Genomic DNA, 14575 nt, shown 5'->3' on the forward strand with positions numbered 1-14575 from the left:
TCTCCCCGCAATCATTCTTCCTGAAAGGCTTACGCCCGGCGTTCTCCCTTGTTGTTGAGGAAAGCTTTTACTTCCTCAATGCTTAAGCCAATTGCCTTTGCTTCACTCATTAGACGCTTCCACTCTGCGATATTTGAATCAGTCAGCTTTCTATGGGTGACATGTAACGACTTTTCTTCCTGCTCCTTTCGGTACGTTTGGAGCAGCTGATAGAGCTCTTCTTTAGGCATGCCTGATTGGACGGCACTCACAATATGCTCCCGCCATTCGTGTTCACCACCCTCAGCGTAATGAAACATCATCGTCTCTGCATCAAACAGCTCTTGTAAATCAATCTCTAGTGAAGAGGATACCTTTTTTAAGAACTGGACAGATGGATTTCTGTGGACACCACGCTCAATTTTGCTCAAATATGACTTAGAGACATGAGCATCCTCAGCCAGCTGCTGAATCGAGTATCCTTTTCTCTTTCGGTAAATGCGTATCACCTTGCCTATCATTCGATCAATGATCTCCCTTCTCACCGGCGAATAGTTCTGCGACCTTTTTCGTTCATTATAAGAAATAAATTGTTCTTTATAAAATTCAAAAACGTAAGAATCAGGAAGTAAACAAAAGAAAACGAACGATTTCGTTCTTTAAAAAGAACTATAAGACCTATTATGACATTTTTCTTTGCGGGTATTATCTTTTATAATCCAATCATTAACAAAAAGAAACCATATATAACCTTTTTATGATGAAATCGGGAGGTATCTATGAATGAGAATATAGGTTTTAAGCAGCTGTTTTCTGTCATTAAAGAGAAAATGGCCCTTCTGATCCTGATTGTCCTGATCGTAACGGGCATTTCAGCCTATTATCAGTTCTATGTCTCGACTCCTGTATATCAGGCAACCACTCAAATTCTTGTTCATAAACGCAGCAATGACGCACAAGCAGATTTAAACGATATTCAGATGAACCTTCAATATACACGTACCTTTCAAGTTTTATTAAAAAGCCCAATCGTCATTGAAAAAGTAAAAGAAACACTCCATCTCACAGAATCAGCAGAAGGACTAAAACACAAAATTGCCACAAGTACTGAAAATGAGTCTGAGGTCATCAATATTTCTGTACAAGATGAGGATCGCGCGAAGGCAGTCGCCATTGCGAATACCGCAACAGAGGTGCTACAAGAAGAAATCAAAAAAACAATGAATATGGATCGCATTAATGTTTTGTCTGAAGCCAAGCTGTCCAACACGATTCTGATGAATTCAAGGAAGTTCGTTCATATCGTTCTGGCACTAGGCGCCTCCTTATTAGGGGGCATGACACTCATTTTCTTAATGAATTTACTCGATGATACTGTAAAACGAACACATCAAATAAGAGAAGAGATCGGATTGCCGTCGCTTGGCAGTGTCTATCAGATGCAGGCAGACAGGAGGGCCAAAAAAGACAAGCAGTCCGTCATAACGGGAGGACAGAACATTGATCTTTAAGAGGAAGAAAAGAGAAAAGAGAGATTTATCCTGTATTTCTGTATTAAATCCTCACTCTGTCATTGCGGAACAATTCCGTACGATCCGAACAAACATCGAATTCACATCGATCCAAACAAGGCTGAAATCGATATTAGTGACCTCCTCCTTACCGAAGGAAGGGAAATCATTTACGGCTGCAAACTTAGCAGCTGTTTTTGCACAGCAGAACAAGCGGGTGCTGCTCATGGACGCTGATTTGCGAAAGCCGGCTGTCCATGAATATTTTGACTTGAGTCATCACACCGGTTTGACGAATGTGCTATTAAATAATTGCAGCTTGGAAGAAGCCATTTTACCGACACCGATTGAGCATTTAGAGCTGCTTCCGAGCGGAACCATTCCGCCGAATCCAGCAGAGCTGCTCTCCTCTTCTGTGATGAAGCAGCTATTTTATGAGATTGAACAGCAATATGACATGGTGATTGTTGATTCCACGCCGCTTCTGCCAGTTGCAGATGCAAAGATCTTGGCGAACCGGACGGATGGGAGCATTCTCGTTGTCTTAAGCGGCAAAACAAAGATTGCTGCTGTGAAGAAATCAAAAGAAGTATTAGAAGGAACAACAAGTAAACTGCTTGGAGCTATGCTAAATGGCAAGAAAGAGAAAAAGGGCAGGCTGTATATGTATTAAAAAGATTGATAGGTGATGTCTCCTAATCTTTAACAATGGAGGCACTCGATCCTGCTGTGGGCATAACCGTGCCTTAGATGCTCGTCATCAGTAGTGGGATGTGAGGACGGGTTTGATGCCCATGTTACGTAAGAATAGTGATGCTTTAAAAAGGGGGAGGAGCGTTGACTTACGCCCAAAGATTATCAATCATCGTAGCACTAGATTCATATCTCATCTTAGTTGCCGTCTTTTTTGGTTTTCAATTTGTCCAAGAGGCGGCTTTAACCGTTTATACATTTGAAATGCTCGCCATTTCTTCACTCAGTCTGCTCATTGGGCACCATATATTTGCCTGCATGTTTCATGTGTACAAGCAAGTATGGGCTTATACAGGAGTAAGAGAGTTATTTTCTTTAATGAAGACCTTTGTGTGTTCTTTTTTATTTTCGATGACGATGCTGTACCTTTTCGTGCAGACATGGCCATTTCGGTTTTTATTCATCGTGTGGCTTTTTCATATCTTATTCATCGGTGCATCTCGTATGGCTTCTAGGTTATTTCATGACGGGGCAAAACGGCTTCAGGCAGAAAAAGAGCGGGCATTAATTATTGGCGCCGGATCAGCGGGGACCATGCTCGTTCGTCAGCTTCAGCAATCGAGTGATGTACATATTGAGCCAGTCGCCTTCATCGATGATGACAAGACGAAACATCGGCTTGAAATTATGGGTCTGCCTGTTATAGGAGGAAAAGAACAAATTCAAACAGCTGTCGTGATGATGGATATTCAGAAGATCATCATCGCCATTCCGTCCAAAAGCAGCCACACCTTAAAAGGGCTGTATAAGGAATGTGTCGCGACCGGAGTCAAAACACAGATCATGCCGGAAATGGAGCAGATTTTAAAAGGAACCCATGCGCTGAATCAATTACGGGATGTACAGCCAGAGGATTTACTAGGGAGAGAACCGATTCAATTAGATACGAGCCGTCTATCTGCTCATTTAAAGGGAAAAACAATCATGGTCACAGGGGCAGGCGGATCGATTGGGTCAGAAATCTGCCGTCAAATTTGTGTGTTTGCTCCTCAAGCGATTGTACTTGTGGGACATGGAGAATTTAGCATTCATTCTATTTTACTAGAGCTGAAAGAATTATATGGAGGCAGCATCAGACTCTATCCACAAATTGCGGATATTCAAGATAAACAGAAAATGAGTGAAATCGTTGGTCAATTTCAGCCGGATATGATTTATCATGCTGCGGCACATAAGCATGTTCCGCTCATGGAGATCAGTCCGAAAGAAGCCGTGAAAAACAATATTATCGGGACAAAAAATGTCGCAGAAGCCGCACACGAGCACGGCATTGAAACATTCGTTCTCATCTCATCTGACAAAGCGGTCAACCCTGCCAATGTGATGGGAGCCACAAAGCGGTTTGCTGAAATGCTGATCATGCAAATGGGGGCAAGCAGCGAAACAAAATTTGTCGCCGTTCGATTTGGAAACGTACTCGGAAGCAGAGGAAGCGTCATCCCTATTTTTAAGAAACAAATCGAGCAAGGCGGGCCGGTGACGGTCACGCACCCAGCCATGACAAGATATTTTATGACCATCCCAGAAGCATCAAGGCTTGTCATTCAGGCAGGTGCACTGGCAGAAGGAAGACAGATTTTTGTTTTAGATATGGGGGAGCCAGTGAAAATCGTGGACCTCGCAGAAAACCTCATTCACCTCTCAGGCTACACCACAGACCAGATTCCAATCACTTTCACAGGCATTCGTCCTGGAGAGAAAATGTACGAGGAATTACTCAACCAGCATGAAAAAGCACAGGAACAAATCTTCCCGAAAATTCATATCGGCCATGCGCTGGATGGTGACCCATATGTGCTGAACCGCTTTATCCATGAATTTGACATGATGAGTGAAGAGCAAATGAGACAAGCATTATTTGCTGCCATTGAGTCGCATGATATGTTGTCCGATCAAATGAAACGAGAGGAGGAAGCGCTTGCCAATGAAGAAAAAAGTCTTGTTTTGCGCAACGGTTGATTATCACTTTAAGGCCTTTCATCTTCCGTATTTCCGGTGGTTTCAGGAACAAGGATGGGAAGTGCATACAGCGGCAAACGGCCAGCTGGAGCTGCCTTATGTGAATCAAGCTCACTCGATTCCGATTCAACGTTCTCCTTTTCATGTACGCAACCGGCTTGCGTATGTAGAACTGAAGAAGCTGTTAGCAAAAGAGCACTATGATTTCATCCATTGTCACACCCCAATGGGAAGTGTCATTGGCAGGCTTGCAGCCAAAGGCACGCGCAAAAAAGGAACGAAGGTTCTTTACACGGCACATGGCTTTCACTTTTGGCAGGGGGCACCGCTTCAAAACTGGCTGCTCTATTATCCAATTGAGAGATTTCTCGCCCGCTATACAGACGCTCTGATCACCATTAATGGAGAAGATTTTAAAAGAGCCGACCGTCTATCAAAAGAGCGGACATCTGTTTATTATGTGCCCGGTATGGGTGTGGATATGAAGCGATTCGCACCTGTCGATGAAAAAGAGAAGCAGAGCCTTCGCGCAGCCTATGGCTTTTCCTCGGAAGATTTTATCGTGCTGTGTGCTGGTGAATTAAATACGAATAAAAATCAAGGGATGCTCATCAAAGCATGTGCACAGCTGTCTAGGAAAATACCAAATATAAAGATCGTGTTTGCGGGGGAAGGGACCATGAGGCCGAACTATGAAAAGCTTACCCGCCAGCTCCATCTTGAAAAACATGTCCACTTTGCTGGGTTTTGCAAACAAATAGAGGAATGGATGCATATGAGCGATGTATGTGTTTCCACCAGCTTGAGAGAAGGGCTCGGCATGAACCTGCTTGAAGCGATGTCTGCAGAAAAACCTGTGATTGCAACGGAGAATAGAGGACATTGTGAGCTTGTCAAACATGGCGTCAATGGTTTTTTAGTTAAACCGCAAGATGTGAATAGTTTAGCTGATTACTTGCAGCAGCTCTACGACAAAAAAGATCAGCTGCCCCTCATGGGAAAAGCGGGACGCTCTATGACTCATGCATTTGCACAGGAGCAGACGGTCAGTGCAATGGAAGAAATTTATACAATCTATATGGATCAAGCAGAGAAGGTGATACAGCATGCATAAACCAAAGGTGTCTATGATCATGGGCGTCTACAATTGCCAAGAGACAGTAGAAGAAAGCATTGAATCTATTCTTCATCAAACATATGAAAACTGGGAGCTCATCATATGTGATGACGCATCAACAGATGGCACTTATGAGAAAGTGCTGTCTTATACAAAACGACATCCTGAAAGAATTCGCCTGATCCGCAATCAACAAAATCAAAGACTCGCTGCCAGTCTCAATCGCTGCCTGGCTGAAGCGAGGGGAGAGTTGATTGCAAGGCAGGATGGCGACGATCTATCAGTGCCTGTTCGTTTAGAAAAACAGGTTCATTTCCTCGATACATATCCTGAATATGATGTGGTCGGTACGGCGATGACGGTTTTTGATGAATCGGGAACAAAGGGTGTGCGGGCACTTGTGTCAGAGCCTGATCGGAAGGTGTTGGCAAGAGGGACTCCTTTTTGTCATGGGACCATTATGATGAGGGCTTCTGCTTACAAGGCTTTACATGGATATCGTTCTGTAAAAACAACAAGGCGGATGGAAGATATCGATCTTTGGATCCGCTTTTTTGCTGCTGAGAGGAAAGGCTTTAATTTACAAGAGCCGTTATATCTGGTGAGAGAGGATGAAGCGGCCTTTCAGCGGCGGAAGTTTCGATATTCGATGGATAATGCCTGGCTCGTTTTGAAAGCATGCTGGCTATTAAAGCTGTCGCCGCTTGACTATTTATTTGCTCTAAAGCCGGTGGTCCGTGCCTGCTTGTCACCGAAGGTCATGAAGCTTTATCATCGCCGGAAGCTGTCGTCTTCTATGCTGAAGAGGAGGGCGGTTCGAGATGAGTGAGCCAAAGCGCGTGCTTCATATTGTGGGCGGGATGAACCGCGGCGGAGCTGAAACGATGATTATGAATATCTATCGTGCACTCGACAGGAATGTCCTTCAATTTGATTTCATTACTCACCGGCAGGACGTCTGTGATTATGATGAGGAAATTCGCCGGCTTGGGGGACGCATCTTTTACGTCCCAAGTATTGGGGCGTCCTCTCCGGTTGCTTTTGTGAAAACATTGACCAAGACAATTAGGCAAACAGGGCCCTATCAGGCAGTGCATGCACATACGGATTTTCAGACGGGTTTTTCCGCACTTGCTGCCAAACTAGCGGGTGTAAAGGTGCGCATTTGCCATTCACATAATACAGCGTGGAAGCAGTCGCCAAACTGGCTGGATCATATGATGCTCAAAGGATTTCGCCAGCTGATCTTTGCATTCTCTACACAGCTTGTTGCATGCGGCGAGGATGCCGGTGTCTTTTTATTTGGACAGAAAAAAATGCAGAACGGGCAAGTTGAGGTGCTTCCAAATGGGATAGATTTATCCCTTTTTTTTCAGCCTGATCCAGACGAAAAGGCAGAGATGAAAAAGCAGCTCCATCTTCACGAAAAAAACATGGTCATCGGTCATATTGGGCGGTTCCATGAGCAAAAAAATCATGTTTTTTTTATGGAGCTGGCACAGACCTTAAAGAAGCAAGGGGTTTCATTTCAGCTTGTCCTCGTAGGAGATGGACCGCTGAAGCAAGTAGTCGAATCGTATGCAGAGAAGGCAGGCTTGATGGAGGACATTGTCTTTACAGGCGTCGTATCAGACGTTCCACAGTATATGAAAGCATTTGATGTATTTGTGATGCCTTCCTTGTTTGAAGGTCTTCCGCTTGTATTAGTGGAAGCACAGGCGTCTGGTCTGCCTTGTGTGATTTCAGATCATATTACAGAGGAAGTAGATTTAGGCTGCGGGCTTGTGAAAAGGATGTCCCTGCGAGATTCCGCGCATGAATGGATGAAGGCGGTGCTTGAAGCATATCATGCAGAACCTCCTCTTCAAGAGACCATTATCTCTCAGCTTGAAAAAAGAGGGTTTGATGTGAAACAGAATATTACACGTGTGATGAATCTATATGGACTGTAAGGAAGGAAGGGCAGATGGCAGTTTATTTGGTGAACATGATCATGGTCTATTTATGGTCGAGCTTTGCCGCATTTTACGGCAGGCGTGATGATACCATTCAAAGCGGATGGCGGCCTAATAAGCTTCTGGTGTTCTTTCCGTTTCTATTTCTTTGTATCGTAGCTGGTATTCGGTATAAAGTAGGAACCGATTTTGTCACATATGGCCAGATGTATGAGTTCTCCATCAACTACGAAAAGCCTTGGCATATATTCGGATTCGGTGTGGAGAAGGCCGCTACGGATCCGGGATTTACGTTTATTTTATGGATGCTTAATCAACTGTCTCATGATCCGCAAATCATGTATATCTCAGTTGGCGCCATTACTTATTTTTTTATCATCAAGACGCTTATACAATATGGCCGTCCATTTGAGCTGAGTATGCTGCTTTTTCTTGGGACCTTTCATTATTATGCGTCGTTTAATGGCATGCGTCAGTACATGGTGGCGGCGATTCTTTTTTATGCCATCCGGTTGGTGATCAATGGCCAGTGGAAATTGTATTTTCCGCTCGTCCTTGTATGTTCATTGTTTCATTCATCCGCTCTCATCATGATTCCTGTGTATTTTATTGTGAGAACAAAGGCTTGGTCTTGGATGATGCTGGTCTTATGCCTGGTGTTCTTAGGCTTAACCGCTCTTTATGATCGTTTTGTCTCGGTGTTTGTCGTGATGCTTCAAGGCAGTTCATATGGTCATTATGAGGAATGGCTCACAACGAATACGAATGGAATGAATGTGACAAAAATCGGTGTCTTGATTTTGCCGCTTCTGCTTGCTTTCTTTTATCGAAAACGACTTCGTGAGCTGACGCCTGAGAGTGATTACATTGTGAATTTTTGTTTGCTTGGTTTCTTGTTTGGCATTCTTGCAACGAAGGATGTCATTTATGCAAGATTTCATATTTATTTTGGTTTGTATCAGCTCATTTTACTGCCATATTTCACACGCATTTTTGATCAGCGGTCTAATGTGTTTATGTATGTAGGGATTGCTGTTTGCTATATTCTGTACAGCATCATGCTGATGCCATTCGATTCTTCAGTTTTGCCGTATAGAACGATTTTTACAAAGTAGATTTGAAGAAAGGTGGGGCATGCTGTAATGCCAGCTATCAGTCTATTGGTCGCAGTTTACAATACGAGTCAATATGTGGAGCAATGTCTTCAATCAATTGCAGATCAAAGCTTTTCCGATATAGAAGTCATTCTTATCAATGATGGATCGACCGACCGCAGCGGTGAATGGCTTGAAGCATTTGCTGAGCGTGATGAACGTTTCCGGGTAATCCATCAATCCAATCAAGGGTTAGGCGCTGTGAGAAACCGGGGCATCGAGGAAGCGAAAGGGACGTATCTCGCCTTTGTGGATTCAGATGATATTCTCGCTCCTCATTACTGTGAAGCTATGTATGAAAAAGCCGAAATGACCGGGGCAGATCTTGTTGTGAGTGAGTATTGGATTCAATTTGAACAGTCAAAGCGAACGATACCAACGACGCTGTTAGACAAGCGCTCAGCCGAAAAAATGGATTTAATCAAAGCGTTATTACACGGAGACTTGACTGGATTCTCATGGAATAAGCTGTATCGGCGTGCCTTTATGGAAAAACACCACATTCGATTTCCGCTGCGGGGTGAGCTTGAGAACATTGAAGATCAATATGTGACGCTGCGCTGTTTTTCTTTATCACGCAGCATCGCTTTTGTTCATGAGCCTCTTTATTACTACAGGGTTCATCTGTCATCTATTGTACAGCGATATCAGAAGCAGTATTTTCATCATGGACTGACCTTTTATCATGCACAACGCTCGTTTTTAAAAGAGCATGATGACATCTTTCTGTATGAGAAAGCATTAGACTTTTTTATCGTCAATCATACGCTTCATTGTATGCTCAACGAATGGAAGAGCCAAAATGATCTCTCTATTCAGGAAAAGCTTGATCACATGCGTGAAATGGTGACACACGGTGCTTTTCAGCATGCCGTCAAACAAGTGGAACCATCGAAGCTCACAGTTCAAAAGCGAATGATTTTATTTCTTGCTAAGTGCCGATTGGTTTATCCGCTTTCTGCCGCGGCTTCTAGCTATCAGAAATGGATCGAATATCAGACAAGGAAATAGGGGTGATGGGATTGACAGTGCATCAATTGAAGGCAAAAGCCGCAGAGTGGCTGCTCTTAAAGGTCAAATATCCGCTTGAGTATAGACTGAGCCGCCAAAGGCTGCCAGAGCTGAGTCATCAGAAGAAAATCATTCTCACGCTGCTGCCGGGACATGATAATTTAGGGGATCATGCGATTGCCTATGCGAGTTATTGTTTTTTAAAGAAACACTTTCCAGCCTATGACATCATAGAAGTGGACATGAAAGAGATCTATCGCCTCGCCCGTCCGCTAAAGCGCAGCCGGCATCCAGAAGACATCGTCTGTATCATCGGCGGGGGCAACATGGGGGATTTATACCGGTACGAAGAATGGACGAGACAATTTATCATCAAGACCTTCAAGTCCTATCCCATGATCCAGCTGCCTGCCACTGTACATTTTACAGAAACAAAGAGAGGGAAACGAGAGGAACGCCACGCCATTCACACGTATAAGCAGCACCCGAGACTGCTCCTCATGGCAAGAGATCAAACAACCTATGAATGGATGAAGCTTCATTTTCCTGATCAAGATGTGTGGAAACAGCCTGATATGGTGCTGTCATTAAACGAATCATCGAAGGATGAAACACGTGAAGGGGTTCTGCTTTGTCTGCGTGAGGATCAAGAAGCATATCTCACAAAGGAGGAGCGCCAGCAGCTGCAGCAGCATATCCAAGAGACATATGATCAAGTCGGTTTGATCACAACGACAATTGGCAAACGAGTCGATCGAACAACTCGCTTAGAGGAGTTAACGGCTTTGTGGACGGAGTTAAAACAAGCACAGGTCGTCGTGACAGATCGTCTGCATGGCATGATCTTTTGTGCGATTACTCATACACCGTGTGTTGTCCTGAGATCGTTTGATCATAAGGTGATGGAGGGATTTGATTGGGTGGCTCACCTTCCGTTTATGACCCTTTTAAAAGAACCAAATGAGGCAGCCGTGAAAGAGGCCGTTCATCAGCTGATGAAAACAAGCGGTCAAAAGGGAGAGGAAGCTGGATGAGGGCTCTTAAACGCTGCGTGAAAGCACAATGAATCGAGCGTTTCTTTACAATGCCAGTGCGAACTTAATCACGTTTGTCCTGATGATGCTCATGTCTGTTTGTTTAACACCTTTTATTGTTCATACGCTTGGAGTGGAAGCATTCGGCTTAATCCATCTGACGCAAAATATGATCAACTATTTATCGGTCATTACGGCTTCGTTAAGTGCGGTTGTTGTGCGTTTTTTTTCTGTGGCGGCTCATAAAGGAGAGATGGAGAAGGCGCAGCGCTATCTCGCTTCCTATTTCGTCAGTTCGTTTTTACTATCGATCAGTCTTTTTTTGCTTTGTCTTTTCATGTCTCAACAGCTGGTTGAGTGGCTTCATGTGCCTGTTCATCTCGCAAAAGACACACAGACCGCCTTTATTTTAGGGGGTCTTTTATTTATGCTCAATTTCGTCATGTCTGGCATTGGGGCTGCACCGTTTTATGCGAATAAGCTCTATGTATCAAGTGTTGGACAGGCGATTCAAATGTTTTTGAGGGCGCTGATGATTGTCATCCTGTTTACATGGACGACACCAGCCATTTGGCATATCCCGCTTGCGGCCGTCATTGGAAGCTTAGCGGCTATGGGAATCGGTATCTATTATTTTAAGAAACTCATCCCTTGGTTTTCGTTTAAGTGGCGGCACGTCTCATTATCGTCTAGTCTCACTCTTGTTCGATCAGGGGTCTGGCATTCATTTGAGCAAATGGGGATATTGTTGTTTTTACAAATTGATTTATTGATGACCAACTTGCTCATTGGAGCGGAAGCGACGGGCCAATATGCGGCAATTTTACAGTTTCCATTATTATTACGCACGCTGGCAGGGACACTGGCCGTTGTGTTTGCACCAACGATCACGAAATTTTATTCGAATCAGGACAAAGAGGGACTCATTCAATATGCTGCAAACGCCATTAAGTGGAGCGGTTTATTTGTTGCGTTCCCAGCCGCACTTCTAGGAGGTCTCGCTGGTCCGCTCATGCTTTTATGGCTTGGGCCTGCTTTTGAGGAGCTGAAATGGCTTCTTATGATTCATGCGGCTTATTTATGTTTGACCTTGATGTTTTTACCGCTCACATATGTGCCGACCGTGTTTAATCGATTGAAAGTTCCTGCAGTTGTCACCCTTATATTAGGTGTGTCTAATGTGCTTTTTGCCTATGGATTGACTCATATGCTGCAGCTTGGTTTATATGGCATTGCATCAGCGGGGGCAATGGTTTTATTGATTAAAAATATTGTGTTTCTGCCATTTTATACGGCCAGGATCACGAATCAGAAACGCACTATCTTTTACAAGCATACACTGGTTCCACTTGCTGGAGCGCTAATCATTTGGGGCATCTGTGCGGGGATTCAGGCGGTATATAACGTGACTTCATGGTGGGAGCTGTTTTGTATTGGCGGGCTTTGTTTCATTTTCTATATGGGCTACTTGTATCTGTTTGCAGGAACGAAACGAGAGCGGATGCAGCTGATGCGTAAGGTAAAACATGCGGTCTCCCGCTAATATGAAAAGGAGATGCAATGATGAAAAGAATGATAGATGTGACGGTGGCATTGACGCTGCTCATCGCAGGCAGTCTTCTTTTTCTTCTCATCTATGGACTGATTAGATGGAAAATTGGAACGCCTGTGGTGTTTCGGCAGAAGCGGCCTGGTCTGTATGGCCGGCCTTTTATGCTATATAAATTTCGGACGATGACCGATGAACGCGATGAACATGGGGTGCTGCTGCCAGATCATTTGCGATTAACAAAAACTGGCGCCTTGATTCGAAAACTTAGTCTTGATGAATTGCCGCAGCTAGTCAATGTTCTCAAAGGAGAGCTCAGTCTTGTCGGGCCAAGACCGCTTTTGATGGAGTATTTGCCTATGTATACAGAAGAACAAGCAAGACGTCATCTTGTGAAGCCCGGCATAACAGGATGGGCACAGGTGAACGGCCGAAACATGCTTTCATGGGAGGAGAAATTCACCTATGACCTTTGGTATGTCGAGCATCAATCGTTTTGGCTCGATATGAAAATTTTATGGATGACCTTGCTGAAAGTCATGAAAACAGAGGGGGTGCAGCAGCCGGATCATGCCACAGCTGAAAAATTTAAAGGAACCGATATGTAAGAAGCAAACCATTGGTTTAATTGGGGCCGGAGGACATAGCAAAGTCATCCAAGATCTCATTTTTGCACATGCCGATTACTCATTATGTGCGGTATTAGATGATCAATTTGAAGAGGCGGTCACTCAAAGCGGGATTTTGTATGGACCGATCTCCATGAGCGAGCAGCAGAGAGAGACAATGCCTCATGTGAAATGGCTGATTGCGATCGGACAAAATGAGATCAGACAGCTCATCAAGGAACGCCTCTCATTTGAAGACACAGCATATGCCACACTCATTCACCCAGAGGCGGTCATGAGTCCGTCATCTGTCATTGGAAGGGGGACTGTCGTGATGGCAAGGGCAGTGGTTCAAGCAGATGCAGCCATCGGTGAGCATACGATTATAAATACAGGGTCTATCGTAGAGCATGACTGCATGCTCGAATCGTTTGTGCACCTGTCACCAGGCGCGGTGCTGACTGGCGGTGTATCCGTGCGGGAAGGTGCCCATATTGGGGCTGGTGCCGTGGTGACACCCGGTACAACGATCGGAAGCTGGTCCGTCATTGGTGCTGGAGCAGCAGTGACAAGAGATATACATGATCAGAAGGTCGCTGTAGGTATTCCAGCAATGGAAATCAAAAATCGGAAAGAAGGTGGAATTTAATGAAAGAAAAAAGGAAGCGAATTTACTTATCTCCTCCGCATATGAGCGGAAAAGAGTATCTCAAAATAGAGGAAGCCTTCAAGAGCAACTGGATTGCGCCGCTTGGACCGCTTGTGAATGAATTTGAACAGGCAGTGGCGGACTATGCAGGAGTGAAGACAGGAGCTGCTTTATCCTCAGGAACAGCAGCGATTCACCTTGCTTTAAAGCTGATAGGTGTTCAAAAAGGAGACATTGTCTTTTGTTCCACCCTCACGTTTGTTGCAACGGCAAATCCGATTTTATATGAACAAGCGGAGCCCGTTTTTATTGATTCTGAAAGGGAGACATGGAATATGTGCCCGCTTGCTTTAGAAAAAGCCTTTGTTGAATCAAAACGTCTTGGAAAAAAACCCCGCGCGGTCATCGTTGTCCATTTATATGGACAAAGTGCAAAAATGGACGAGATCATGGCTCTGTGTGAAGCATATAATGTACCAGTCATTGAGGATGCCGCTGAATCGTTAGGCGCGCTTTATAAAGGAAGAAAAAGCGGATCAATGGGCAGGTTCGGTATCTATTCTTTTAATGGAAATAAAATCATTACAACATCAGGGGGCGGAATGCTTGTGAGTGATGATGAAGCTGCGATTGAACGATGCCGCTTTCTTGCTTCACAGGCCAGAGAACAAGCGATGCACTATGAGCATCAAGAGATGGGATACAACTATCGCATGAGCAACCTCTTAGCAGGGGTCGGGATTGCTCAAATGGAAGTGCTGGACGAGCGTGTTGAACAAAAGCGCCGCATTTTCCAGCGTTATCAGAACGCTTTATCAGAAGCAGAGGGACTTCATTTGATGCCAGAATATCAAGAAACGAAATCCAACCGCTGGCTGACGGCATTGACCATTGATCGTGACACACAATTGTCTCCAGCAGAAATCATTGGTGCTTTAGAAAAAGAACAAATCGAAGCAAGGCAAGTATGGAAGCCGCTGCACCAGCAGCCGCTCTTTCGTCATTGCCCTTTTTATACTGCGGAAAAAGGCACTCCTGTATCTGAGCTGTTATTTGAGCGGGGGCTTTGTCTTCCGTCTGGAACGAGCATGACAGATGCAGATCAAGAACGTATCATCCATATACTCCATGACATGCTGCGAGAAAAAACATTTACCTCTTCACAGGCTGCTCATTCGTAAGCAGCCTGCCTCTCTTTCTATCAAATTCCTCAATTTATGGAATAAATAGGAATAAGTATTGTTATTTCGTTTCAAATATGATATTGACAACGGCTTCCTTCCTCCTTAAAATGAA

The 14575-nt window shown here is 44.4% G+C and carries 14 protein-coding genes; 13 read left to right on the forward strand and 1 reads right to left on the reverse strand.

Annotated features, from left to right (window positions below; all coding sequences use genetic code 11):
• Positions 1–29: 29 nt before the first annotated feature.
• Complete coding sequence (slrR, locus tag AAZR19_RS17275) at positions 30–500, reverse strand: HTH-type transcriptional regulator SlrR (RefSeq protein WP_041107884.1); 471 nt, start codon at positions 498–500, stop codon at positions 30–32.
• A gap of 258 nt (positions 501–758) precedes the next feature.
• Between slrR and AAZR19_RS17280 the strand changes: the two genes are divergently transcribed.
• The 13 genes from AAZR19_RS17280 (at position 759) to AAZR19_RS17340 (ending at position 14460) form a co-directional block, all read left to right on the forward strand.
• On the forward strand, positions 759–1490 hold the full coding sequence (locus AAZR19_RS17280) for a YveK family protein (protein WP_024423528.1): 732 nt from the start codon (positions 759–761) through the stop codon (positions 1488–1490).
• Positions 1480–2163 (forward strand): CpsD/CapB family tyrosine-protein kinase, encoded by a 684-nt coding sequence (locus AAZR19_RS17285; protein WP_024423527.1) that lies wholly within the window; start codon positions 1480–1482, stop codon positions 2161–2163. Before AAZR19_RS17280 ends, AAZR19_RS17285 begins: the two co-directional genes overlap by 11 nt.
• A 164-nt stretch (positions 2164–2327) precedes the next feature.
• The gene (locus AAZR19_RS17290; RefSeq protein ID WP_041107880.1) at positions 2328–4202 is read left to right on the forward strand and encodes a polysaccharide biosynthesis protein; all 1875 of its coding nucleotides are present in this window, start codon (positions 2328–2330) and stop codon (positions 4200–4202) included.
• Positions 4168–5316, forward strand: a complete 1149-nt coding sequence (locus tag AAZR19_RS17295) for a glycosyltransferase family 4 protein (protein WP_041107878.1) — start codon at positions 4168–4170, stop codon at positions 5314–5316. Before AAZR19_RS17290 ends, AAZR19_RS17295 begins: the two co-directional genes overlap by 35 nt.
• The gene (locus AAZR19_RS17300) at positions 5309–6148 is read left to right on the forward strand and encodes a glycosyltransferase family 2 protein (RefSeq protein ID WP_218677064.1); all 840 of its coding nucleotides are present in this window, start codon (positions 5309–5311) and stop codon (positions 6146–6148) included. The genes AAZR19_RS17295 and AAZR19_RS17300 overlap by 8 nt, the downstream gene beginning before the upstream one ends.
• Positions 6141–7271, forward strand: coding sequence for a glycosyltransferase family 1 protein (locus AAZR19_RS17305; protein ID WP_218677063.1), 1131 nt, complete (start codon positions 6141–6143; stop codon positions 7269–7271). Before AAZR19_RS17300 ends, AAZR19_RS17305 begins: the two co-directional genes overlap by 8 nt.
• Before the next feature lie 14 nt (positions 7272–7285).
• Positions 7286–8389 carry an EpsG family protein gene (locus tag AAZR19_RS17310; RefSeq protein WP_202738592.1) on the forward strand — a complete coding sequence of 368 codons (1104 nt, stop codon included), beginning with the start codon at positions 7286–7288 and terminating at the stop codon, positions 8387–8389.
• 27 nt (positions 8390–8416) lie between these two features.
• Complete coding sequence (locus tag AAZR19_RS17315; RefSeq protein WP_218677062.1) at positions 8417–9439, forward strand: glycosyltransferase family 2 protein; 1023 nt, start codon at positions 8417–8419, stop codon at positions 9437–9439.
• A 5-nt stretch (positions 9440–9444) separates the two neighbouring features.
• Positions 9445–10473 carry a polysaccharide pyruvyl transferase family protein gene (locus tag AAZR19_RS17320; RefSeq protein ID WP_411810408.1) on the forward strand — a complete coding sequence of 343 codons (1029 nt, stop codon included), beginning with the start codon at positions 9445–9447 and terminating at the stop codon, positions 10471–10473.
• Between the two features lie 28 nt (positions 10474–10501).
• Positions 10502–12016 carry an MATE family efflux transporter gene (locus AAZR19_RS17325; RefSeq protein WP_434703841.1) on the forward strand — a complete coding sequence of 505 codons (1515 nt, stop codon included), beginning with the start codon at positions 10502–10504 and terminating at the stop codon, positions 12014–12016.
• A 20-nt stretch (positions 12017–12036) separates the two neighbouring features.
• Positions 12037–12630: a sugar transferase gene (locus tag AAZR19_RS17330; RefSeq protein ID WP_083703981.1), complete on the forward strand. Its 594-nt coding sequence runs from the start codon at positions 12037–12039 to the stop codon at positions 12628–12630.
• Positions 12593–13279 carry an acetyltransferase gene (locus AAZR19_RS17335; protein ID WP_218677059.1) on the forward strand — a complete coding sequence of 229 codons (687 nt, stop codon included), beginning with the start codon at positions 12593–12595 and terminating at the stop codon, positions 13277–13279. Before AAZR19_RS17330 ends, AAZR19_RS17335 begins: the two co-directional genes overlap by 38 nt.
• Positions 13279–14460, forward strand: coding sequence for a DegT/DnrJ/EryC1/StrS family aminotransferase (locus AAZR19_RS17340; RefSeq protein WP_218677058.1), 1182 nt, complete (start codon positions 13279–13281; stop codon positions 14458–14460). The genes AAZR19_RS17335 and AAZR19_RS17340 overlap by 1 nt, the downstream gene beginning before the upstream one ends.
• Positions 14461–14575 lie beyond the last annotated feature (115 nt).

The organism is Bacillus sp. Je.9.29.b (assembly GCF_051129925.1).
In the GTDB taxonomy this organism is placed as follows: Bacteria; Bacillota; Bacilli; order Bacillales; family Bacillaceae; genus Bacillus; species Bacillus safensis.